22 protein-coding genes and 2 tRNA genes are annotated in these 23,152 nt (G+C 58.7%); 9 read left to right on the forward strand and 15 right to left on the reverse strand.

Going from position 1 to position 23,152, the window contains the following annotated elements; all coding sequences use genetic code 11:
• Positions 1–6 precede the first annotated feature (6 nt).
• Complete coding sequence (recX, locus tag VY732_RS06050) at positions 7–477, forward strand: recombination regulator RecX (RefSeq protein WP_008077166.1); 471 nt, start codon at positions 7–9, stop codon at positions 475–477.
• Between the two features lie 55 nt (positions 478–532).
• On the opposite strand, the gene VY732_RS06055 is transcribed toward recX, so the two are convergent.
• The gene (locus tag VY732_RS06055) at positions 533–1,651 is read right to left on the reverse strand and encodes a TIGR00730 family Rossman fold protein (RefSeq protein WP_116028781.1); all 1,119 of its coding nucleotides are present in this window, start codon (positions 1,649–1,651) and stop codon (positions 533–535) included.
• A 338-nt stretch (positions 1,652–1,989) separates the two neighbouring features.
• Between VY732_RS06055 and VY732_RS06060 the strand changes: the two genes are divergently transcribed.
• A complete protein-coding gene (locus tag VY732_RS06060) occupies positions 1,990–2,184 on the forward strand; it encodes a hypothetical protein (RefSeq protein ID WP_077571372.1) in 195 nt (64 codons plus the stop codon).
• Here VY732_RS06060 and VY732_RS06065 read toward each other — a convergent pair whose 3' ends face one another.
• Complete coding sequence (locus VY732_RS06065; protein WP_016985722.1) at positions 2,185–2,610, reverse strand: PA3611 family quorum-sensing-regulated virulence factor; 426 nt, start codon at positions 2,608–2,610, stop codon at positions 2,185–2,187.
• A gap of 189 nt (positions 2,611–2,799) precedes the next feature.
• On the opposite strand from VY732_RS06065, the gene VY732_RS06070 reads away from it, so the two are divergent.
• Entirely contained in the window at positions 2,800–3,546 is a 747-nt protein-coding gene (locus VY732_RS06070; protein ID WP_331694912.1) for a tRNA-uridine aminocarboxypropyltransferase, read from the forward strand.
• A 72-nt stretch (positions 3,547–3,618) separates the two neighbouring features.
• On the opposite strand, the gene VY732_RS06075 is transcribed toward VY732_RS06070, so the two are convergent.
• Positions 3,619–3,777, reverse strand: a complete 159-nt coding sequence (locus tag VY732_RS06075; protein WP_176470048.1) for a hypothetical protein — start codon at positions 3,775–3,777, stop codon at positions 3,619–3,621.
• Between VY732_RS06075 and erdR the strand changes: the two genes are divergently transcribed.
• Together erdR and VY732_RS06085 are read left to right on the forward strand one after the other, a co-directional pair.
• Positions 3,770–4,420: a response regulator transcription factor ErdR gene (gene erdR / locus VY732_RS06080; RefSeq protein ID WP_016985724.1), complete on the forward strand. Its 651-nt coding sequence runs from the start codon at positions 3,770–3,772 to the stop codon at positions 4,418–4,420. The genes VY732_RS06075 and erdR overlap by 8 nt on opposite strands.
• Positions 4,421–4,494: 74 nt before the next feature.
• Positions 4,495–4,857 (forward strand): diacylglycerol kinase, encoded by a 363-nt coding sequence (locus VY732_RS06085; RefSeq protein WP_042557932.1) that lies wholly within the window; start codon positions 4,495–4,497, stop codon positions 4,855–4,857.
• Here VY732_RS06085 and VY732_RS06090 read toward each other — a convergent pair.
• Positions 4,854–5,780: a LysR family transcriptional regulator gene (locus tag VY732_RS06090; RefSeq protein ID WP_077571374.1), complete on the reverse strand. Its 927-nt coding sequence runs from the start codon at positions 5,778–5,780 to the stop codon at positions 4,854–4,856. The genes VY732_RS06085 and VY732_RS06090 overlap by 4 nt on opposite strands.
• A 133-nt stretch (positions 5,781–5,913) precedes the next feature.
• Here VY732_RS06090 and fpr point away from each other — a divergent pair, with 133 nt between their 5' ends.
• Positions 5,914–6,693 carry a ferredoxin-NADP reductase gene (gene fpr, locus VY732_RS06095; RefSeq protein ID WP_007908723.1) on the forward strand — a complete coding sequence of 260 codons (780 nt, stop codon included), beginning with the start codon at positions 5,914–5,916 and terminating at the stop codon, positions 6,691–6,693.
• Between the two features lie 165 nt (positions 6,694–6,858).
• Here the strand turns inward: fpr and tsaA are convergent, their stop codons facing one another.
• The 5 genes from tsaA to VY732_RS06120 all read right to left on the reverse strand — a co-directional run bounded on the left by tsaA (position 6,859) and on the right by VY732_RS06120 (position 10,554).
• Positions 6,859–7,557: a tRNA (N6-threonylcarbamoyladenosine(37)-N6)-methyltransferase TrmO gene (tsaA, locus tag VY732_RS06100; protein ID WP_331694913.1), complete on the reverse strand. Its 699-nt coding sequence runs from the start codon at positions 7,555–7,557 to the stop codon at positions 6,859–6,861.
• 182 nt (positions 7,558–7,739) lie between these two features.
• Complete coding sequence (locus tag VY732_RS06105) at positions 7,740–8,510, reverse strand: SDR family oxidoreductase (protein ID WP_331694914.1); 771 nt, start codon at positions 8,508–8,510, stop codon at positions 7,740–7,742.
• A gap of 130 nt (positions 8,511–8,640) precedes the next feature.
• Entirely contained in the window at positions 8,641–9,111 is a 471-nt protein-coding gene (locus VY732_RS06110) for a DUF1456 family protein (protein ID WP_007908719.1), read from the reverse strand.
• Between the two features lie 72 nt (positions 9,112–9,183).
• Positions 9,184–9,894 (reverse strand): rRNA pseudouridine synthase, encoded by a 711-nt coding sequence (locus tag VY732_RS06115; RefSeq protein ID WP_331694915.1) that lies wholly within the window; start codon positions 9,892–9,894, stop codon positions 9,184–9,186.
• A 186-nt stretch (positions 9,895–10,080) separates the two neighbouring features.
• Positions 10,081–10,554: a GNAT family N-acetyltransferase gene (locus VY732_RS06120; RefSeq protein WP_116028784.1), complete on the reverse strand. Its 474-nt coding sequence runs from the start codon at positions 10,552–10,554 to the stop codon at positions 10,081–10,083.
• Between the two features lie 503 nt (positions 10,555–11,057).
• Here VY732_RS06120 and VY732_RS06125 point away from each other — a divergent pair.
• Positions 11,058–12,241 (forward strand): IS3 family transposase gene (locus VY732_RS06125; RefSeq protein ID WP_331691757.1). Its coding sequence is split into 2 segments (ribosomal slippage): positions 11,058–11,322 and positions 11,322–12,241, totalling 1,185 coding nucleotides; the frame shifts between segments, so codons are not numbered across the junction.
• Between the two features lie 226 nt (positions 12,242–12,467).
• On the opposite strand, the gene rimO is transcribed toward VY732_RS06125, so the two are convergent.
• On the reverse strand, positions 12,468–13,805 hold the full coding sequence (gene rimO, locus VY732_RS06130; RefSeq protein WP_331694916.1) for a 30S ribosomal protein S12 methylthiotransferase RimO: 1,338 nt from the start codon (positions 13,803–13,805) through the stop codon (positions 12,468–12,470).
• Positions 13,806–14,154: 349 nt separating this feature from the next.
• Between rimO and VY732_RS06135 the strand changes: the two genes are divergently transcribed.
• A complete protein-coding gene (locus tag VY732_RS06135) occupies positions 14,155–15,996 on the forward strand; it encodes a potassium transporter Kup (protein WP_371043148.1) in 1,842 nt (613 codons plus the stop codon).
• A 197-nt stretch (positions 15,997–16,193) separates the two neighbouring features.
• Here the strand turns inward: VY732_RS06135 and VY732_RS06140 are convergent, their stop codons facing one another.
• The 5 genes from VY732_RS06140 to VY732_RS06160 form a co-directional block, all read right to left on the reverse strand.
• Positions 16,194–16,505 (reverse strand): DUF3077 domain-containing protein, encoded by a 312-nt coding sequence (locus VY732_RS06140; RefSeq protein WP_331694917.1) that lies wholly within the window; start codon positions 16,503–16,505, stop codon positions 16,194–16,196.
• A gap of 688 nt (positions 16,506–17,193) precedes the next feature.
• On the reverse strand, positions 17,194–18,489 hold the full coding sequence (locus VY732_RS06145; protein ID WP_150692019.1) for a virulence factor family protein: 1,296 nt from the start codon (positions 18,487–18,489) through the stop codon (positions 17,194–17,196).
• Positions 18,489–21,128 (reverse strand): bifunctional lysylphosphatidylglycerol flippase/synthetase MprF, encoded by a 2,640-nt coding sequence (mprF, locus tag VY732_RS06150; protein WP_077571382.1) that lies wholly within the window; start codon positions 21,126–21,128, stop codon positions 18,489–18,491. Before mprF ends, VY732_RS06145 begins: the two co-directional genes overlap by 1 nt.
• A gap of 279 nt (positions 21,129–21,407) precedes the next feature.
• Positions 21,408–21,484 (reverse strand) — tRNA-Met (locus VY732_RS06155).
• A 222-nt stretch (positions 21,485–21,706) separates the two neighbouring features.
• A tRNA-Met gene (locus tag VY732_RS06160) sits at positions 21,707–21,783 on the reverse strand.
• Positions 21,784–22,063: 280 nt separating this feature from the next.
• Here VY732_RS06160 and dinB point away from each other — a divergent pair.
• A complete protein-coding gene (gene dinB, locus VY732_RS06165) occupies positions 22,064–23,125 on the forward strand; it encodes a DNA polymerase IV (RefSeq protein ID WP_064120804.1) in 1,062 nt (353 codons plus the stop codon).
• The last annotated feature ends 27 nt before the right edge of the window (positions 23,126–23,152 follow it).

Here is a 23,152-nt window from a genome sequence, read left to right on the forward strand (position 1 = left end):
GCAGCGATGACCACCGCCGTACTCGATACCCTCGTCGCGGTGCGGCGAACCGCCATGGACCTGCTCGCACGCCGCGAGCATGGTCGAGTCGAGTTGACGCGCAAACTGCGTCAGCGCGGCGCTGAAGCGGAGATGATCGAAACAGCCCTCGACCGCTTAACGGAAGAGGGGCTGCTTTCCGAAGCCCGTTATCTTGAAAGCTTTGTTTCCTACCGTGCCCGTTCCGGCTACGGCCCTCTGCGGATTCGCGAAGAGCTGAGCCAGCGCGGTTTGCAACGTGCCGATATCGAACTCGCCCTGCGCGAAAGCGGTATCAGCTGGCAGGAACAACTTCAGGACACCTGGCGCCGGAAGTTCTCCGGGCATTTACCGATTGATGCGAAGGAACGGGCCAAGCAAGGTCGGTTCCTGGCTTATCGGGGGTTCTCGATGGAGATGATCAACCGCTTGTTCAGCGGTCGAGGGATGGACGATTAAACCGATTCAATAAAAACGGCCCGCTATGAAAATAGCGGGCCGTTTTTTTTTGCCCTCAAATTACCTTGGAGGGTTCGCGCGAACGTTGTGCTGTTTGCGGTTTTGACTGAGCCCAGTTTTCCGGCAGGTTGATGTAGTCGATCAACTCCCTCAGGCGCCCGTGAGTGCGAGCATTGAAGGCGAAGGCCAGCCGCGCCAGATGGCTGAACTGTGCTTCATCGTGTTCCTCACCGTTGTAGTCGTGCTGATGAAACTGGTCACTCAGGCACAGATCGGCGAATGCTTCCTGCATGTGCTCCAGCGCCTGATCGCTCAGCTTGTGATGCATGCGAATCACGAACTGACGCTTGAGCCAGCGACTGGAGTGGAAGTTGCTGTAGAACTGGTTGATCTGATCCACCGCCTCTTCGACGGTGTAAACCAGTCGCATCAGTTTCATGTCGGTAGGCAGGATGTAGTGGTTGGCCTCCAGTTGCTGGCGGATGAAGTCCATCGCGCCTTGCCAGAACGTTCCGCCGGGTGCATCCAGCAGCACTACCGGCACCAATGGGCTTTTGCCGGTCTGGATCAACGTCAGTACTTCCAAAGCTTCATCCAGCGTGCCGAAACCGCCCGGGCATAAAACCAGCGCGTCAGCTTCTTTGACGAAAAACAGTTTTCGCGTGAAGAAGAAGTGGAACGGCAGCAGATTGCCGGTGCCGTCTACCGTCGGGTTGGCATGTTGTTCGAAGGGCAGGGTGATGTTGAACCCGAGGCTGTGATCGCGACCGGCACCTTCATGGGCGGCGGCCATGATGCCGCCCCCGGCACCGGTGATGACCATCATCCCCGAGCGGGTCAACGCCGCGCCGAGTTCTCGGGCCATGGCATACAAAGGATGTTCGACCGGCGTGCGCGCCGAGCCGAATACCGTGACTTTACGTCGCCCCTTGAATTGCTCCAGTACCCGGAACGCTTGCTCCAGTTCGCGCAGGGCTTGCAGGGTAATCTTGGCGTTCCAGCGGTTGTGGTCTTCCTGGGCCATGCGCAGCACGGTCAGGATCATGTCGCGATAGATGGGAATGTTCGGGCTGTTGGGGGAAACACGGTTGAGTTGTTCTTCGACCTTACTGATGAGGTCGGGACCGCTTTCCTGAAAATGACGGCTCAAGAGGTCATTCGGTTGGTAAGGCATTCAACGTCTCCTTCTGCACAGAGCGGATGGCCCTGACGAGCGGCGTCAGTGCCGCGCTGCAAAAAACACACGATCGGCAGTTCCTTTCCTGCCGTTGAGAAATGATCGGGAATACTCTGAATTTAGACCCTTGCGCGCATTTGCGCTGACTTGATCATTGCGCCGCAACGTTTTGCCTGGCAACCGATTATTGATTGTCCGCCGATTCCTTCACCGCTCGTCCGAACGTGCGCCGAGCGGCAATCCCTCTGATTAACTAACTTACAGGCGTCGTACGACAGCTTTGCGTCACGGTGCACGCGATTTAAGGATTTGCGGGTGGCAAGGAGGCGGGACACATGGCCAGAGTGATTCTGGAGATCGATACGCAGCTGTATCGGATGTTGAAAGCGGCAGCCGAGACCAATCAACTCAGTCTCGAAGAGGAGTGCTGCCGGCGGTTGGCGGGCGGCGAGCGCCGTTCACACTATCTACAGGCCTTGCTGGCCGAACTGCGCGCCGAGGATGAACAGCGGCGCGCCAATTCGCGATGATTACTTCTTCTTCGCCGGGGCGGCTTTCGGGCAATCCGATTCCTGGTAGCTGGCGGAGCCGATCGCTTTGTTGGTTTTCACTTCCGTGAAGTCGTAACGCATGATCGCGCCCTTGGCCATCAGCTTGCGAAACGACGGGTTGTTGCACACCGAAGCGCCCAACTGGAAATACACGGCTTTAGGGTCCGCGCGCATCTTGTCGGCGTGGCTCTTCTGCACGCTCAGGTGGTTGATCAACTGCGTGCCTTCAACGGTGAAGCCCTGATCAAGAATGTCTTCACTGATGGCGCGTGGCGTGCCGACGCTGCTCTGGGCGGCGACGTTGCGCAGCTCGCGGTTCAGATTCTGCTCACTCAGGGAGGCAGCCTGAGCGGTGAAGGACGACGCCAGCAGAATGGCAGCGGTGGGAACGATAAGGCGCAGCATGAAACTCTCCTGGTTCAGTGACTGGTGGTTCGACCAGCCACGTGACTGTGCGTTCAGTGGCGGCGAATTATAGGGGAGCCGGTCGGGAGGGTACAGGCTTGTGCCCGTCGCTCTGGTAAACTGCCGGCCTTTATTGCCCTGCCGAGTGTTGTTCGTGTCGAGTTTTCCTGCTTTTCGGCGTTATCCGCGATGAACCATGCCCCTAACGCAGTCGCCCGTCTGCGCGATCAGCGCGAAGATGAAGGCATCAAGCCGATTCAGGCTCGTGGCTTTCGCTCCGAGCGTTGCCGCGACTGCCGGGTGATCATCAGCCATTGTTTGTGCGCCTGGCGTCCGAGCGTCGAAACGCGTTCCGGCGTATGCCTGATCATGACCGGCAAGGAAGTGTTCAAACCGAGCAACACCGGTTGGCTGATTGCCGATGTGGTGCGCGATAACCACGCATTCATCTGGTCGCGTACCGAGCCCGATCCGCAGATGCTGGCGCTGCTCAACGATCCGCAGTGGCAGCCGTATCTGGTGTTTCCCGGCGAATACGTCGAGCCGTCACGGGTGACCAATACGGTCGCTCCCGATAACAGCAAGCGCCCGCTGTTCATTCTGCTCGATGCGACGTGGACCGAAGCGCGGAAGATTTTCCGCAAGAGCCCGTACTTCGATCGCTTGCCGATCTTGAGCCTGCTGCCCGACAAACTTTCGCGCTACCGCTTGCGCCGCTCGACCCGCAGTGAGCACCTGTGCACCGCCGAAGTCGCGGCGTTGTGCCTGGAACTGGCCGGTGACAGCGACGCGGCTTCTGCGCTGGACGCCTATTTCGACGTGTTCAGCCAGCATTACCTCGGCGCCAAACAGCAGGTCGACATGAATGAGTCCACCCCCGCTCACGCCGAGTTACTGCCCTATATACGAAAGCCGCAGCCGGAGTTGGCCCAATAGTGGCCCATACTGTACAAGCCAGCGGCCGCGCTGCTTGACCACCCCGTCTTCGCTGGGCATGCTTGGCGCCGTTTAGGGTGCGGCCAAGGTTTGAAACGCCGTGTTTGCTGTTGATTGGCGTTGAACGTGCCCCTGTGGATATCGCTTGAAAGCGGCATCTTGAGTTGCTTTGGCCAGACCGGAATGCGCCGCGTCTGCCATCAAAAACAGGATCATTTGAAAAATGGCCACATACGACATCCTGATTGCCGATGATCACCCTCTGTTTCGTAGCGCCCTGCATCAAGCGGTGACGCTGGGCCTTGGCCCGGATGTACGGCTGGTGGAAGTGGCGAGCATCGCCGAACTGGAAGCGCGCCTGACCGAAAAGGCTGACTGGGATCTGGTCCTGCTGGACCTGAACATGCCCGGCGCTTTCGGGTTTTCCGGGTTGGTCATGCTGCGCGGCCAGTACCCGCAGATTCCGGTGGTGATGGTTTCGGCGCAGGAAGAAGCTTCGGTGATGGTCAAATCCCGTGAGTTCGGCGCCAGTGGCTTTATTCCCAAGTCCAGCGACCTCAGCGTGATTCAGCAAGCGGTGCGCAAAGTGCTCGATGGCGATGTCTTCTGGCCGCCGCAAGCGTTTGAAGCCGTCGCCGTTTCCGACGAAGCCAAAGCCGCCAGCGATGGTTTGGCCAGCCTGACGCCGCAGCAGTTCCGCGTGTTGACCATGGTCTGCGAAGGCCTGCTGAACAAGCAGATTGCTTATGAGTTGAGTGTGTCGGAAGCGACCATCAAGGCCCACGTTACGGCGATCTTTCGCAAGCTGAATGTGCGCACTCGCACGCAAGCGGCTTTACTGCTGCAACAACTTGAGTCAATTCCGAGCCAATAATGGCTGGCGTCTTCACGCTTTTTTGACTTTTGTTGATCTAGCTTTCCCACTCCTTTTTGGTTGGTTTCTACTTTATGTCACCTTTCAAGGGCCAGACCGGCCTGAAACGTATCCTCAACGCCTCCGGTTATTCGCTGGACGGCCTGCGCGCAGCCTTCACCGGCGAAGCAGCCTTCCGCCAATTGGTACTGCTCAATGTGGTGCTGGTTCCGTTGACGTTCTTCCTCAATGTCAGCCGCGTTGAACAAGCGCTGTTGATCGCGGTGTGCCTGTTGGCGCTGATCGTCGAGTTGCTGAACTCGGCGGTGGAAGCAGCCATCGACCGCATCTCGCTGGAACTGCACCCGCTGTCGAAGAACGCCAAGGACATGGGCAGCGCCGCGCAATTCGTGGCACTGAGCATGATCGCGCTGGTGTGGGCAGTGATTCTGCTTTAAGCGATTGTCGGCAAAACGATCTCGTCGCTGCGCTGCACCCCGGCGGTGAAAGCGCGGCACAGATCGAGAAACTCGCGCATGGCGGAAGTCTGATATTTCTGTTTGTGCCAGATGAAGTAGAACTGTCGCGCCAGATCCAGATCCGGCGTTTCCACCGGCACCAGACTGCCGCGGCGGAACGCATCGCGCAGCGCCAGCCGCGAGATGCAGCCAATCCCCAGCCCCGATTCCACCGCGCGTTTGATCGCTTCGGTGTGCTCCAGCTCCAGACGGATATTCAGCGAACTGCGATGGTGACGCATGGCCTGATCGAAGGTCAGACGCGTGCCGGAACCCTGTTCACGTAGAATCCACGCTTCGTGAGTCAGCTCTTCCATGCTCGCGCTGCCGCGTTGGGCCAATGGATGCTGCGGCGCACAAAACACCACCAACTCATCCTCGACCCAACTCTGCACTTCGATGTCCGGGTGGCTGCAATCGCCTTCGATTAGACCCAGATCAATTTCGTAGTGGGCGACTTGCTGCACGATATTGGCAGTGTTCTGCACGTGCAGCTTCACCTGGCTTTCCGGGTGGCGCTGCATGAAACTGCCGATCAGCAGAGTCGCCAGATAATTGCCGATGGTCAGCGTCGCGCCCACCGACAGTGAGCCGAAACCGGATTTGCCGTTGAGCAGGTCTTCGATTTCCTTGGCCTGATCGAGCAGGGCCACCGCCTGCGGCAACAGCTGTTTGCCGAGGGCGTTGAGGCTCAGCCGTTTGCCTGCGCGATCGAACAGCTGGCAGCTGGACTGGCGCTCGAGCTCGGTGATCGAGGTGCTGGCGGCCGACTGCGAGAGGTTGAGCAGACCCGCAGCACGGGATACGCTTTCCTGCTGGGCGACGGCGACGAAGACTTGCAGTTGACGGAGAGTAAATCGCATATCGATATAACCGATAACCCTTATCTTAATAATCCAGTTAACAGATATTGTCGTCGCTATTAGAATGCGATGCAATTGCGCACCGTCGCCTTCAAAAGCCAGCGCAGACCCAATCTCCAGGAGTCAAACGTACATGAGCAACATGAACCACGAGCGTGTCCTCAGTGTTCATCACTGGAACGACACTCTGTTCAGCTTCAAGTGCACCCGCGATCCGGGCCTGCGCTTCGAGAACGGTCAGTTCGTGATGATCGGCCTGCAACAGCCCAACGGCCGCCCGCTTATGCGCGCTTACTCGATCGCCAGCCCGAACTGGGAAGAGCATCTGGAGTTCTTCAGCATCAAGGTGCAGGACGGCCCGCTGACCTCGCAGCTGCAGCATTTGAAGGAAGGCGACGAGATCATCATCTCGAAGAAGCCTACCGGCACCCTGGTGCTCGACGACCTGAACCCGGGCAAGCACTTGTACCTGCTGAGCACCGGCACTGGTCTGGCGCCGTTCATGAGCGTGATTCAGGACCCGGAAACCTACGAGCGCTTTGAAAAAGTGATCCTGGTTCACGGTGTGCGCTACGTCAACGAAGTCGCCTACCGCGAATTCATCACCGAGCACCTGCCGCAGAACGAGTTCTTCGGCGAAGCGCTGCGTGACAAGCTGATCTACTACCCGACCGTGACTCGCGAGCCTTTCGAGAATCAGGGCCGTCTGACCGATCTGATGCGCAGCGGCAAGCTGTTCAGCGACATCGGCCTGCCACCGATCAACCCGCAGGACGACCGCGCGATGATCTGCGGTAGCCCGAGCATGCTCGACGAGACCAGCGAAGTGCTCGACAGCTTCGGCCTGAAGATCTCGGCGCGGATGCGCGAGCCGGGTGATTACCTGATCGAGCGTGCGTTCGTCGAGAAGTAAGTCCCACTGAAGAAGCCCCCATTGCCTGAATTGGCAATGGGGGCTTTTTTTTGCCCGCGACATTCACCTGTAGGAGCTGCCGAAGGCTGCGATCTTTTGATCTTGCTTTTGAAGAGCAAAATCAAAAGATCGCAGCCTGCGGCAGCTCCTACATTGGGCGCGGTTTCAGACCATGGCTGGAATGACTTCCAGCACGCGAATCTGCTCAGGCGTCGGATAATGCCAGCGCACGTCCAGATCCCAGAATTGCGCGCCATATTCCCGCTCAGGCACCGGGGTTTGATAGGCCGGACGCGGATCCTGGGCCAGACACTGTTCAATCAGCTCAACCAACGGCTCGTCGAGGCGCTGAGCGTGTGTGTGCGCTTGTTTCAGCGCCGAGTCCGTCCACTGCACGTCAATCAGCTGCGGCGCAGCGCTGGCGATGCTGTTGGAGGCTTCGGGAATGATGTCCGCGTAAGGCACGTAGGGTTTGATGTCGAGAACCGGTGTGCCGTCGAGCAAGTCGATCCCGGAGATAAACAACCGGTTGGCTTCGACCTTGTCCAGTTTCACCACAGACTGGCCGATGCCGTTGGGACGGTGAGTCGCGCGGGTTGCGAACACACCCATGGACTTGTTGCCGCCTAAACGTGGCGGGCGCACTTTCAAGCGAGGTTTGTCTTCCAGTGCCTGATGAAACAGAAACAGCAGCCAGACATGACTGACCTGTTCCAGCCCTTGCACGGCGTCACCCTGATCAAACGGCGCCACCAGTTCCAGTACGCCACGGGCGGCGGGGGCCAATTGCGGTTGGCGCGGGATGGCGAATTTCTCCTTGAAGCAGGAGCGCACGAAGCCAATGGGGGAGACGCTGTAAGTCATGGTTTGCATTCGAAGCGGGGCAGGGTGGGCATGATAACCCGTCCCGTCTCAAGTCTGGTGGTGGCAGGGCGGACGCCATCGCGAGCAGGCTCACTCCTACAGGGTTGTAAATGTACACAAAATCTGTGTTCGCTGAAAATCCCTGTAGGAGTGAGCCTGCTCGCGATAGCTTCACCGCCGACCTAGAGGCTGAAACCACCATCCAACGGAATAATATTCCCCGTCATATAAGCCCCAGCCGTACTCGCCAGACTGATCGCCAATGCCGCCATCTCTTCCTCCCGCCCCCAACGCTTCATCGGAATCAACGCCGTATCCTCAGCCAGCGCCTGCTGATCATTGCCAATATGCTGCGTCATCTTGCTCGGGAACCTTCCCGGTGCAATCACATTGACGTTGATGTGCTGGCTCACCAGCTCCCGCGCAAGAATCCGCGACAATTGATGCAAGGCGGCCTTGCTCGGTCCGTAGGCATACGCCTGCTCGCCAAACGAAGAAATCCCCGCCACCGAACCGATATTGATAATCCGCGCCGGATTCGCCGCAGAACCACCCTTGCGCAACAGCGGCAGAAACTGCTGGATGCAGGTGAACACCGAGGTCACGTTGAGCTGCATGACCTTTTCCCAGCCCTTCACTGGATAGCTTTCCAGCGGCGCGCCCCAGGTGGTGCCGGCGTTGTTCACCAGAATATCCAGATGCGTGATCTGCTCGCCCAGGCGCGCGGCCAGTTCCTGCACACCTTCTTCGGTCGCCAGGTTCGCCGCCACGCCATGACACTTGCCCAAAGCGCTGAGTTCTTCAGCCGTTTGATGACAAGCTTCAGCGTCGCGCGAGCAGACATACACGCGCGCGCCAGCCTCGACAAAGGCCTTGGCGATCATTTTGCCGATACCACGGGTGCCGCCGGTCACCAGAGCGGTGCGGCCTTGCAGGGAGAAATACGGGTGCATGGCGAATCCTGAGGGCTAGGGAATCAGTACACCCTAGTCGTCAGCCGCGAAAAGCGGAGCCACTATTTTCGGAGGGAATGATCGGTCATGCGTTGCGGCGGCGACCATCAGTCGCCACCACAGAAGGGGATCAGGCCGGGCGAACGCGCAGGGTCAGACCCTTGAGGAAGTTGCGCAGCAACTGGTCGCCACACGGGCGATAGTTGGTGTGGCCGACCTTGCGAAACAGCGCGCTCAGCTCAGGCTTGGACACCGGGAACTCGGCCGCCTTGAGGATTGCGTGCATATCGTCTTCTTTCAGTTCGAAAGCGACGCGCAGCTTTTTCAGGATGATGTTGTTGGTCACCGGCACTTCGATCGGCTGCGGCGGACGGCTTTCGTCCTTGCCACGCTTGAAGATCACCAGGCCGTCGAGGAAGTGCGCGATGACTTCGTCCGGGCAGCGCACGAAACCTTCTTCGTCTTCTTCTTTCTTGTCGAGCCAGGTCACTACGTCGGCGAGCGCTACTTCCATGCCGCCGAGTTTGATGATCTCGACAACCTTCTTGTCGCTGATGTCGAGCATGTAGCGCACGCTGCGCAATACGTCGTTATGAATCATGTGAGTAATCCTGATAAGCGTTGTGGGCAGCACGCAGGCGCGCTGCCGGAATGTGTGGCGGCAGTGGAAGTCTTAGAACTTCTCTTTGCCGGACAGGTAGCGCCATTGACCGACCGGGACCTTGCCGATCGAGACGCCGCCGATGCGGATGCGGCGGATGCCGATGACCTTGAGGCCGACGGCTTCGCAGAACTGGGCGATGATCCCCGGCTGCGGGTCTTTCATGGCGAAGCGCAGACGGTTTTCGTTCTGCCAGCTGGCCTTGACCGGCGGCAGCTCCTTGCCCTTGTGGGTCAGGCCGTGCTGCAAACGGTTGAGGCCGTGGGCGACCATGTCACCTTCGACCTCGACCACATATTCCTGCTCGATTTTCGCGGCATCAGCGGTGAGCTTGCGCAGGATTTTCCAGTCCTGAGTGAACACCAGCAGGCCGCTGGCCTTGGCTTGCAGGTCGGCGCTGGCGGTCAGGCGCAGGAAGTGCCCGCGCAGAGGGCGTTTGCTGAAACGATGTTCTTCGCTGAGGGTTTCGGCGCTCAGCGATTGCATGGCGGTTTCAACGTCCATGCCGGCAGGGGCGTTGAGCAGGATGGTCACCGGCTCCGGCGCGGTGGCCTTGGCGTCCTTGTCGAGCTCGACCTTCTGGTCGCCGACCTTGAATTGCGGCTCGTCAATCACTTCGCCGTCCACGGTGACCCAGCCGCCCTCAATGAACAGCTCGGCCTCCCGGCGGGAGCAACCGACCAGTTCGATGAGGCGTTTGGAGAGGCGAATCGGGTCAGTCATGACAGGGCCGTAACAAAAAAGGGGTGGGCATTGTACCTGTGTGGCGCCGGTTAAGCCCGGTTCCATTTCGGTAATGCTTTTTGTAGGAGTGAGCCTGCTCGCGATAGCCATCTGAGATTCGACATTGATGGTGGCTGATCTGGCGCTATCGCGAGCAGGCTCACTCCTACATGGGGTTGGGTGGTGTCAGCCGTTGCTTGAGCGTTGCTGATTTTGTCGCAGACGCATGTGCAGCAACGGATACGGCTGGCCCATGCCATCGACCTCCGAGCGGCCGATGACCTCGAAACCCTGCTTGAAGTAAAACCCCAAGGCCTGCGGGTTCTGTTCGTTGACGTCGAGTTCATCGGCATTCAAATGCTGCAGGGCGTAGTTCAGCAGTTTCTTGCCCAAGCCCTGACCCCGATAATCCGGATCGATGAACAGCATCTCGATCTTGCCCGCCGCGACACCGGCAAACCCGGTGATGCGCTGGTCGGCGTCCTTGGTGCAGATCAACATCACCGCATCCAGATAACGCGTGAGCACCAGATTACGCAGCAGCTCGATATAGCTGTCCGGCAGAAAATCATGGGTGGCGCGAACCGAGGCCTCCCAGACCCGGGTCAGTTCCTGATAATCGCTGAGTTTCGGCGTATGGATGACCGAATGGTGACGCATGCCCGTCTGCCTCTTGTCCGTTTCAAGGGAGTCCGTCCCCGCTAAACGATAGCCGTAAAAAAGCCCCGCATCTTGTAAAAAGAGTGGGGCTTTGTGTATTTGTTGCGGTGTCTGGCTGGCTATTTCTGTCGCCAGCAAGATCTCTCCCCTCACCCCAACCCTCTCCCCGAGGGGCGAGGGGGAAGGGAGCAGATCTTCATGCTGTTCAAAACCTGAGCCCGACTCGATATTTCAAGTCGCCGTCATTCTGAAGAACACCTCGATCAGTCCCCTCTCCCCCAAGGGGGCGAGGGGGAAGGGAGCAGATCTTCATGCTGTTCATAACCTGAGCACGACTCGATATTTCAAGTCGCAGTCATTCTGAAGAACACCTCGATCAGTCCCCTCTCCCCAGAGAGGGCGAGGGGGAAGGGAGCAGATCTTCATGCTGTTCAAAACCTGCAGTGGTCTAATTTCCCCAGACACCCCGATAGGTGGAAAATACATCTATCGAGGAGTTATTCATGACTAAAAAACGCAGGGCATTCGACGACAGCTTCAAGCTGCAAGTCGTGAAGATGATCAAGGATCAGGGACTGACCGTTGTGCAGGTTTGCCAAGATCTGAACATTGGTGAGACAGCCGTTCGACGCTGGGTGCAGCAATACGAGGCAGAGCAACTGGGGCAGGCCGGAATCGGCAAGCCATTGACGGCGGAACAGCAGCGCATCCGGCAATTGGAACAAGAAAATCGGCAGCTCAAGATGGATAACGACATCTTAAAAAAGGCTACCGCCTTCTTTGCCCGCGAGCTGAAGTAAGGTATCGACTGGTTCGGCAGCTGCAACAGAAGGCTTACTCAGTGGCTCATGTCTGTCGGTTGCTGAGCATTAGTCGTTCAGGCTTCTATGAGTCTCAGAAGCGTGCCGATGCGCCTGTTCGGCAGAGTTGTCCTGTTCTTGTGCAACTCAAGGCGTCTTTCGCCGAGAGTGGAGGCTGCTACGGCAGCCGCCCTTTGCGCGACGCTTTGCGCGGTAAAGGCATGCTTGTCGGGCTGTATAAAATCCGTCGATTGATGCGGGCTAACGGACTGCGTTCAGCCTGGAAGCGCAAGTTTGTACACACAACCGATAGTAATCATGACCTGCCGATTGCAGAGAATGTACTGAACAGAAAATTTGATCCAGTAGCGCCAAACAAGGCCTGGGTAGCCGACATCACCTATATCCGCACCCGCAGTGGCTGGTTGTATCTGGCCGTAGTATTGGACTTGTTCTCGCGCAAGATAGTGGGCTGGTCGATGGCTCCGAACATGCCGGCAGAGCTGGTGTGCACCGCGATGCAACTGGCTATCGCGCAGCGTCAACCGCCACCAGGCTTGATTGCCCACTCAGATCGGGGCAGTCAATACGCAAGTGCAACTTACAGAGAGTTACTGGCAAGAAACGACATGCAGCAGAGCATGAGCCGTAAAGGTAATTGCTGGGACAATGCGGTGATGGAACGCTTCTTCCTGAGTTTGAAAATGGAGCGGGTATGGCGACGTGACTACGCCAACCATGCTGAAGCGATCCGCGACATCACCGAGTACATCGTTGGGTTTTATAACAACGAACGGCTGCACTCGAAACTGGGATATCTGCCACCGACCGTCTATGAGCGGGCGATGGCGTCAGAACCACCTATCGAGGTGTCCGGAATTAGTTGACCACTGCAACCTGAGCACGACTCGATATTTCAAGTCGCCGTCATTCTGAAGAACACCTCGATCAGTTCCTTCTTCCTCAGAGCGAGGGGGAAGGGAGCAGATCTTCATGCTTTTCAAAACCTGAGTTCGACTCGAACGTTCAGGTCGGTGCAGCTCGCAAGAACACATGGATCAGTCCCCTCTCCCTCTGGGAGAGGGCTAGGGTGAGGGGCTTTTGATCTTCAGATCAGATCTGCTCAGCCCACAGGTCATATTCGTCAGCGTCAGTAACCTTGCACCAGACCTTGTCACCCGGCTTCAGATTGCTGCCGTTATCAATAAACACATTGCCATCGATTTCCGGGGCATCGAAGAAGCAGCGGCCAACCGCGCCTTGCTCGTCGACTTCATCGACCAGCACTTCAATCTCACGGCCAATACGCATTTGCAGACGCGCCGAGCTGATCGCTTGCTGGTGCGCCATAAAGCGATCCCAACGATCCTGCTTGACGTCGTCCGGTACGATCTCCAGATCCAGATCATTCGCTGGCGCGCCATCCACCGGCGAGTACTGGAAGCAGCCGACGCGGTCGAGCTGGGCTTCGGTCAGCCAGTTCAGCAGGTACTGGAAATCTTCTTCGGTTTCGCCCGGGAAGCCGACGATGAAGGTCGAACGGATGATCAGGTCCGGGCAGATTTCGCGCCAGTTCTTGATCCGCGCCAAGGTCTTGTCTTCGAACGCCGGGCGTTTCATCGACTTCAACACTTTCGGGCTGGCGTGCTGGAACGGGATGTCGAGGTACGGCAGGATCTTGCCGGCGGCCATCAACGGGATCAGCTCGTCAACGTGCGGGTACGGGTAAACGTAGTGCAGACGCACCCAGACGCCGAGGCTGCTCAGGGCTTCGCAGAGTTCGGTCATGCGGGTTTTCACCGGCGCGCCGTTCCAGAAACCGGTGCGGTATTTCACATCTACGCCGTAAGCGCTGGTGTCTTGCGAAATCACCAGCAACTCTTTAACGCCGGATTTGACCAGACGCTGAGCTTCGTCGAGCACATCGCCCACCGGACGGCTGACCAGTTTGCCGCGCATCGACGGGATGATGCAGAACGAGCAGCTGTGGTTGCAGCCTTCGGAAATCTTCAGGTACGCGTAGTGGCGCGGGGTCAGTTTGATGCCTTGCGGCGGCACCAGGTCGATCAGCGGGTTGTGATCCTTACGCGGTGGCACCACTTCGTGCACGGCGTTGACCACTTGCTCGTACTGCTGCGGACCGGTCACGGCCAGCACGCTCGGGTGCACGTCGCGGATATTGCCTTCTTCCACGCCCATGCAACCGGTGACGATCACCTTGCCGTTTTCCTTGATCGCTTCGCCGATCACTTCCAGCGACTCAGCCTTGGCCGAATCGATGAAACCGCAGGTATTGACCACGACCACGTCGGCGTCCTGATAGGTGGACACCACGTCATAGCCTTCCATGCGCAGCTGGGTCAGGATGCGCTCGGAGTCGACCAGTGCTTTCGGGCAACCCAGAGATACAAAGCCAACCTTTGGATTGGCCGGCGCGGGAGTGGTGGACATGTCTAACCTCGGTATTTTGTGACATCGCTTTCTTGGTGCGAAAGCCGACGGATGGGCGCTTAGGGCGCGCCTCTGATCAAAAAGTGCGCAATTCTAGCGGCGGGCAACGCACTTGACCAGCTTTATGCAGGGAAATACGACGAGTGCTGCGCTATGCTTCGCGCCGTTGAGCTTTACCAATTTTTTACAGTCAACAAAACGTCTGTAACAACAGGTAAAACAGCGCATGCTGCACCACAAAGCATAGTGCTTCATTCAAGAAGCCGGTTCTGAGAAGTAGGAGTGTTGGATGGGTCAGGCAAGTAGTCATGCGGCAGGCGCCGAGGGTTCGGCCACCAAGCCGCTGAGCATGCTGGTCGCGGCGGTCGGGGTAGTTTACGGCGACATCGGCACGAGCCCGCTGTACACCCTCAAAGAAGTGTTTTCCGGCGCTTACGGCGTATCGGTCAACCATGACGGCGTGCTGGGCATTCTGTCGTTGATCTTCTGGTCGCTGATCTGGGTCGTGTCGATCAAATACATGATGTTCGTGCTGCGCGCCGACAACCAGGGCGAGGGCGGCATCATGGCGCTCACCGCGTTGGCGCGTCGTGCGGCAGGGCATCGCAAGAAATTGCGCTCGTTGCTGGTGGTTTGCGGACTGATCGGCGCAGCGCTGTTCTATGGCGACAGCATGATCACCCCGGCGATTTCCGTACTGTCGGCGATTGAAGGTCTGGGACTGGCATTCGATGGTATCGACCATTGGGTGGTGCCGCTGTCGCTGGTGGTGCTGGTCGGGTTGTTCCTGATCCAGAGTCACGGTACCGCGCGGATCGGCATCCTCTTCGGGCCGATCATGGTCACCTGGTTCCTCGTCCTCGGCGCGCTTGGTGTGTATGGCATCAGCCACACGCCAGAAGTGCTGCATGCGATGAACCCGATCTGGGCGGTGAATTTCTTCGTCGTGCATCCGGGCATGGGCGTGGCGATCCTCGGCGCCGTAGTGCTGGCGCTGACCGGTGCCGAAGCGCTGTACGCCGACATGGGCCATTTTGGTCGTAAGCCGATTGCCCGCGCCTGGTTCATCCTGGTGTTGCCGGCGCTGGTGCTCAATTACTTCGGTCAGGGCGCCTTGCTGCTGGAAAACCCTGAGGCGGCGCGTAACCCGTTCTATCTGCTGGCGCCGAGCTGGGCGCTGATTCCGCTGGTCGGTCTGTCGACGCTGGCCACGGTGATCGCCTCGCAAGCGGTGATTTCCGGTGCATTCTCCCTGACCCGTCAGGCGATTCAGCTCGGATACATCCCGCGCATGTACATCCAGCACACCTCCAGCGACGAGCAGGGCCAGATCTATATTGGTGCGGTGAACTGGGCGCTGATGGTCGGCGTGGTCCTATTGGTGCTCGGTTTCGAATCCTCCGGCGCACTGGCCTCGGCCTATGGCGTGGCGGTGACTGGCACCATGCTGATGACCACCATTCTGGTGTCGGCGGTTATGTTGCTGCTGTGGAAATGGCCACCGATCCTCGCCGTGCCGGTGCTGATCGGCTTCCTGCTGGTGGACGGTCTGTACTTCGCCGCCAACGTGCCGAAGATCGTGCAGGGCGGTGCCTTCCCGGTGATCGCCGGTATCGCGCTGTTCGTGCTGATGACCACCTGGAAGCGCGGCAAACAACTGCTGGTCGATCGCCTCGACGAAGGCGCGCTGCCGTTGCCGATCTTCATCAGCAGTATCCGCGTGCAGCCACCGCATCGCGTGCAGGGCACCGCCGTGTTCCTCACCGCGCGCTCCGACGCCGTGCCGCATGCGCTGTTGCACAACCTGCTGCATAACCAGGTGCTGCATGAGCAGGTGGTGTTGCTGACGGTGGTCTACGAAGACATCCCGCGCGTACCGCCATCGCGGCGTTTCGAGGTCGAAGCGCACGGCGAGGGTTTCTTCCGGGTGATCCTGCACTTCGGCTTCACCGACGAACCGGACGTGCCGCAGGCGCTGAAGCTGTGCCATCTGGATGATCTGGACTTCAGTCCGATGCGTACGACCTACTTCCTCAGCCGGGAAACGGTGATCGCCTCGAAACTTGAAGGGATGGCGCGTTGGCGTGAGGCGTTGTTCGCGTTCATGTTGAAGAATGCCAATGGCAATTTGCGGTTCTTTAATCTGCCGCTGAACCGGGTGATTGAGTTGGGCACGCAGGTAGAAATGTAAGCCCCGCCGCAACTCAAAAGCCCCCGTCAGCTTCAAGGCTGTCGGGGGCTTTTTTGTGCCTGCACATAAACCTCAAACCCACGCAAATCCCCCTGTGGGAGCGAGCTTGCTCGCGAAGGCTGAGTGACAGGAGAAGCATTCTTCGGCTGACCCACCGCATTCGCGAGCAAGCTCGCTCCCACAAGGGTTCTGTGGTGTTAGTGGCTTTCAGGCAATTCTTCTTCGGATTCGGTCTTTGTGCGACCGGGTCGCGGCATCAACGCCTGAATCACATCATCAATCAAAGCTTTGCCCATCACCGTCAGGTAATGCGCAGCCCAGGCATGGCGGTCGGTGTCTCTGATGAAGGCAGCATCCTCGGCGAACGATTTGGCGAGGGATAGCAGGTCGGAGGATTGGGACAAGGCATCGAGAATCGGGATGCCGGCGCGGACGTTGAAGAACGCTTGATCCGCGTTGTAGAGGAAAGGGGTGAAGCCGATGGTTTTAAGATCGGATGGATTGTTCATTGTCAGTTCCCTTGATTTCGAGAGCTGCCGCATCCGATACCAAGCGAATGGGTGGCAGCTGTGCGCAGGTTGGTAAACCGGGGAATCAAGGAAACCGGCACGCCCGAAAGCGTCCCACGCACAGCTGCCATAACACAGGGGCTCGGACGGGTTTCGCCTGAGTCGTGTCGGGTGCGCTGTTGCGCCTTATTCCACCGGGTTACCAAGCCCGATCGCTGAATGGGTCAGCGACGTCCGGAGAGTATCCCGTCGAAAAACAGCGCAATAGAGCGGCACAGCGCCCGAACACGAGTTTCGGAGTTTGCCTACAAGGTCTGTGGGCGTCATCTGATATTGCGAGACTGGAAGTAAACGAAACTACACGCCACTGGTGATTTTCGGGGTTGACGATTCAATGTTGCCGACGATGCAGGTGTCCACATTTTATGGAATGTGGACATCTGCCGTTTTTGGCTTCATCGATAGTCAAGATATTTACGAGTGCATGTATAAAGTTTCTGAATCCAGCGCAATTCCATTGTAGGAGTGAGCCTGCTCGCGATAGCGGTGTATCAGTTGGCAAATAGGTGGCTGACACTCCGCTATCGCGAGCAGGCTCACTCCTACAGAGGAATGGGGTCATCGTCCGAGATGTAAAAAGCCCCCGCGACTGCAAAGTTGCGGGGGCTTTTTGTGGGCGTGGCTCAGATCACTCTTCGGCGACCGAGTCCTTGCTCTGACGCTTCTCGATCAAATCCACCAAGCGCTTGGCCAGCGCCGGGTAGTTCTCGTCGAAATGGTGGCCGCCGGGCAGTTTCACGGCCTCGCCCACTGCAGTCTTGTCCGTGCAGCCGCTTTCATCGGTCTCTTCTTCACCGTAGATGCACACAACCTTGGCCGCTGGCAGCTTGGCCATTTCCGGCCCGGTGGCGGCTTCTTTGCCGGCGTTGCCCAGCCAGCCTTCGACTTCGATTTCGAAGCTGCCAGTGCGGGCGAAGGCCAGCAGGATGATCGCGTCTACGCGTTGCTGCTCGGTGTCCGGCAAGCGGTTGTAGATCGCTGGCAACACATCAGCGCCGAACGAGTAACCGGTGAGGATGAAGCGTTTGGTGCCCCATTTCTGCCGGTAGTGCTGCATCAGTTCGGTCAGGTCCAGTGCACTTTGCTCCGGGCTCTTGTGCTGCCAGTAGTAGCGCAGGGTGTCGATGCCGACCACCGGGTAACCGATCTTGGCCATTTCACCGGCCACGTCGCGGTCGAGGTCGCGCCAGCCGCCGTCACCGGAGAGGAACAGGGTCACGGTGTCTTTGGCTTGGCCGGCCGGCACTTCAACCACCGGGATCGCCAGACCGCCGTTGGCCTTGTCGCCGCCAACGAGGATTTTGCGCAGTTCGTTGTTCAGCACTTGCGGCAGGTTGATGTCGTAGTCGCTGATGCTGGTTTCGGCGTTCGGTTGATCGCGCACGAAACCTGCGCTGGCGTCGTCCGGGTTGTCGTTCCACGCTGCCAGCCAGTGGCCGTGGGCGGCGGATTTTGGCAGCAGGTGGGTGCAGCCACCTTTTTCCAGAGCGAGGTCGACGGAGATGGCTTGGGCCTTGTCGTCTTTCTGTTCCGACAACCAGCGCCAGGCCAGCACAGCGCCCGGGCCGATGCCGCTGACCAAAGTGGCCGGGCCGTTGAGTTCACGCAGACCCGATTGCAGGGCGCGGCTTTGCAGCAGGCAGTCCTTGGGCAGAATCACCTGAACGATTTGCGCCGAGGCGCTGCGGCTCAGGGTGGTCAGTTGTTTTTCAGAGAGTTTCTGGTCGTCGTTGACCGCGACCAGTACCTGCGCCTTGGGCTTGGTGCCCGGGATGACGCGGGTCATGGCGGCGCCATCGGCCGGGGTCAGCTGTTCGACGGTCGGTTCCGGTGCCGGACGTTTGAGGTACCAGAAACCGCCGCCGGCAATCACGGCCAGCACGATCAGTGCGGCCAGGATGTACTTCAGGGAGCGTTGAATCATCAGCGTTTCACCAATCCAGTCAAGCCACCCGCGATCAGGGCAGCAGTGTCGGCCAGTGCCACCAGCGGATCGAGTCCGGCGGGCACGGCCATATAACGGGGTTCCCAGTCAGGCTGGAACTTGTCTTTGAAGCGGCGCAAGCCTTGGAAGTTGTATAGCTGCTCACCACGGCGGAAAACCATCGAGCCCAGACGCTGGGTCAGCGGTGCACCACGCCGGGGTTGCAACCCCGACAACGGCACCATGCCCAGGCTGAAGCGCGCGTATCCGTGACTCTTATAGTGTTGAATCAGGCCGACCATCATGAATTCCATGGTCAGCTTGGGGGCGTCCGGGTGCGCGCGCATCAGGTCGAGACTGGCCAGGTCATGGCTATAAGTTTCGAGCAGGTTGGCGAACGCCACCGGGCGACCTTCGAAGCGAATCACCGCGATGCGGAAATGCTTCAGGTAATCGTCGCTGAAACGGCCGAGGGAGAAGCCTTTCTCACGCACGTTCTTGCCAGTCAGCCACGCGTCGGAAATCACTTTCAGCTCGTCCATCGGCGCCTGACCGGGCTCATGGATCTCCAGCGACAGACCATCGCGAGTGCCACGGTTCCAGGTGTAACGCAGGTCCTTCATCTCTTTGCCCTTGGCTTCCAGGTCAAAGCGAAGAAGATCGACCCGGGCTTCTTCGCCGAGTTTGATCGCGGTCAGGCCGATGTCCATGTAGTACGGCAGGTTCTCCGCGCGCACCTGGTAGAACACCGGGCGAGCGTGGTGAATGTCACAGAGGTCGCGGAACTGCCAGATCATCTCGGCGCGTTGCTGGCCGGGGCCGATCGGGTCGTACAGCGCCACCAGGCTGCGGCCACGGCGGGCGTACATCAGGAACGCTTCGTCGTTCTGGTGAAACAGCAGCGCCTTGTCACCGGTCAGCGCCAGGCCACCGTCGGGTTGCGACGAGGCCATCAGGATCTTTGCCGCGCGATCGAGTTCGTCAGGCGTTGGCAGGTGAATGACCGGGCGTGCGGTGCGCAGCAGCCAGGTCAGGGCGATCACCAGCAACAGCACAGCAGCGCCGAGCAGCGAACGCAGGCCACGCGGTGCGTCAGCATCAAGAGTGAACTGCCACCACAGCTGATGGCTGTAAGGCACGTCTTGATAGGCGAACAGCAGCAGCCACGTCGATGCACCGAGGACGCACAGGCTGGCCACCAGATACAGCGGCGAGAACGGCAGTTCGGTCAGACGACTCGGGCGATAGAACGAGCGACGGAACACTCCGAGCAGCGCAGCCGTCAGGGTCATCAGCGTCGCTTCTTCCCAGTCGAAGCCCTTAAGCAGCGAGAGCAGGGCGCCGACCAACAGCAGAATGGTGGTGAGCATCCACGCGGCGGACAGGCGACGACGCAGGCCCTGGGCGAGCATCAGGCACAGTACGCCGATCAGGCTGGCGCCGAAGTGCGAAGCGTCGACCAGACGATGCGGGATCAGAAAGCCGATGTGCTCCAGACGTGTGTCGATCTCGGGAGTGGCGCCGGAAAACAGCAGCACCACACCGGACAAGAACACCAGCACCGCCAGAATCGGCGCGGCCAGACCAGACGCTGCACGCATGGTCTGAGTCTGAAACAGGCGCTGACCTTCATTGATCAGCAGGAATACGCAGGCGACCAGCAGCGGCAGTACCACATAGATCAGGCGATACAGCAGCAGCGCAGCGGCCAGAGGCGCGGCGCCGAGTTTGTCAGCGAAAGCGGCGAGCAGAATCGCTTCGAACACACCGACGCCGCCGGGTACATGGCTGAGTACGCCGGCAGCCAATGCCAGCAGGTACACCAACAGGAACGCACCAAACGGTGGCGCTTCCGGCAGCAACAGATAAAGGACCGTGGCGGCAGCCGCAACGTCGAGGGCGGTAATGATCAGTTGCAGGAAAGTCAGGCGACGCCCCGGCAAGCGCAACGTGCGGCGGCCAACCCTGACCAGCAGGTTGTCGCGCAACGGTTGTTCCGGCAGGCGCCGACGGTAGATGCCGATAGCCAGTACTGCGCCAAGCGCCAGCACGACGGCGGCGACGGTGCCGAGCAGGCCTTCGGACAAACCCAGCGCCTGCGAGGCAGCAGGCAGGTCACTCAGCGTCGCGAGCGCTGCCAGCGGCGGCAGGGCGCAACCCAGCGACAGGCTGGCGAACAAGGTCATGTGCGCGACTTCCGACGCTCCCAGACCCAAGCGCGCATATAAACGGTAGCGCACCGAACCGCCGGACAGCAGCGACAGGCCGATGGCATTGCCGATCGCAAACGCCGTGAAGCCGCCCAGCGCCAATGTGCGCGGTGGCAAGGTTACGCCGGCATAGCGGCTGGCCGACCATTCGTAGCCGAGCAGAATAATGAAGCCGACCACGGTCGCACCGAAGGCGCCGAGCAGTGCAGGTTTCGGCACATCGAGAATTGAGTCGTGCAACGCATCGAGATCGAGTTCGGCGAGCAGATGACGACAGGCAATCAGCGCAATCGCGAACAGCAGCAAAGTCACCGCCAGACCAATCGGTTGCCGGTATTTGCTCAACCGATCCAGCAAGCGCAAACGCTCGGGTTTGATCGGATGTTCCGCTGTGACGGTGTCTTGTGGATCAGACGAGTTGGCGCGCATCAATCACCTCTTGGATTGTGCGCGACAGGATGGAGGTATCCAGCCAAGTTACCAATCCCTGTAGAAAAAAATAATCACAAAATACTACGCCTCTCACCGGGTATCGGCGAGGGCAGTTCCTGGATTGCAGACGCCTTGCCTGCGACTCAAGCATAGTCGCAAGTCAGTACCTCTGAAGATCCCAAGCGGTTCACTGCACAGTGACAGATCATTGTTGCGAAAGGACTTTTTCAACAGATACAAAAAAGGCCACTCTTTCGAGTAGCCTTTTTTGATGTTTGGTTGCGGGAGCCGGATTTGAACCGACGACCTTCGGGTTATGAGCCCGACGAGCTACCAGACTGCTCCATCCCGCGTCTGTGTGGCGGCATTCTACAGACGAACGACAGGGTGTCAACCGCTAATCCCGGAAAGGGTCAAATAAGTGTGAAATAGCGTCAAACGGTCGCAGGGGGGAAGTTAAGTTTCGGAAATGCAAAGAATTCCTGTTTGGCGATCGCTTCTTTATAAGAAGAGGAAATCGACAAAACAGACGCGCACAAAAAAGGCCACTCTTTCGAGTAGCCTTTTTTGATGTTTGGTTGCGGGAGCCGGATTTGAACCGACGACCTTCGGGTTATGAGCCCGACGAGCTACCAGACTGCTCCATCCCGCGTCTGTGTGTCGGCATTCTACAGAGGAACGCCGGGGTGTCAACCCGCAATCTGGATAAAATCTGTTGAGGTTCAATCGGTTAGCGTCTTTTCTCGGGTGTTTTTTGCGCTGCAGGGCAGGTGGAGCAAGGCTTTCAGCTCTATTGGAGGCCTCTCGTCGATTGATAAAATAAATTCAACGGACATTTCCTACCGCCTGGAAAGAAGATTCATACCACTGGTGCTATATACAGGTGTCAGTGAGATACTGCCGGTCCGGCTTGCCACATTCCCTTTTCTGACATGACTCAGCGAAAAATCATCCACATTGACTGCGATTGCTTTTACGCCGCCATCGAGATGCGCGATGACCCGCGCCTGGCCGGCAAGCCGTTGGCGGTGGGTGGTTCGGCTGATCGGCGCGGGGTGATCGCCACCTGCAACTATGAAGCGCGCGCGTATGGCGTGCGTTCGGCGATGGCCTCGGGGCATGCCTTGAAGCTGTGTCCGGACCTGACCATCGTCAAGCCGCGAATGGATGCGTATCGCGAGGCTTCGAAAGAGATTCATACGATTTTTGCCGATTACACCGACCTGATCGAGCCGTTGTCGCTGGATGAGGCCTATCTGGACGTCTCGGACAGCGCGCATTTTGGCGGCAGCGCTACACGGATCGCCCAGGACATCCGCCGACGCGTTTCCAATCAATTGCACATCACCGTTTCCGCTGGCGTAGCGCCGAACAAGTTTCTGGCGAAGATCGCCAGCGACTGGAAAAAGCCCAACGGGTTGTTTGTGATCACGCCGGATCAGGTCGAGGACTTCGTCAGCGGTTTGCCGGTGAGCAAGTTGCACGGCGTCGGCAAGGTCACCGCCGACAAGCTCGGCAAGCTCGGCATCGTCGATTGCTCACAATTGCGCGAGTGGGACAAATTGGCCCTGGTGCGTGAATTCGGCAGCTTTGGCGAGCGACTGTGGAGCCTCGCCCGTGGGATCGATGACCGGTTGGTGCACAACGACAGTCGGCGTCAGTCAATCAGTGTGGAAAATACTTACGACGTCGATCTGCCGGACCTGCGCAGCTGCCTCGACAAACTGCCAGAGCTGCTGGAAACCCTGAAAACCCGTATGGCGCGGATCGACAGCAGCTATCGGCCGGGCAAGCCGTTCGTCAAAGTGAAGTTTCATGACTTTACCCAGACGACGCTGGAGCAGGCCGGGGCAGGGCGGGATCTGGGCAGTTATCAGTTGATGCTGACACAGGCGTTCAATCGCGGCGGGAAACCGGTGCGGTTGTTGGGGGTTGGGGTAAGGCTTGAGGATTTGCGCGGCGGGTTTGAGCAGATGGAGTTGTTCGAGCGGTAGATTTGCGGTGTCTGTCAGGGCCTCTTC

Origin of the sequence: Pseudomonas sp. ZY71 (assembly GCF_036542145.1) — a bacterium.
In the GTDB taxonomy this organism is placed as follows: domain Bacteria; phylum Pseudomonadota; class Gammaproteobacteria; order Pseudomonadales; family Pseudomonadaceae; genus Aquipseudomonas; species Aquipseudomonas koreensis_A.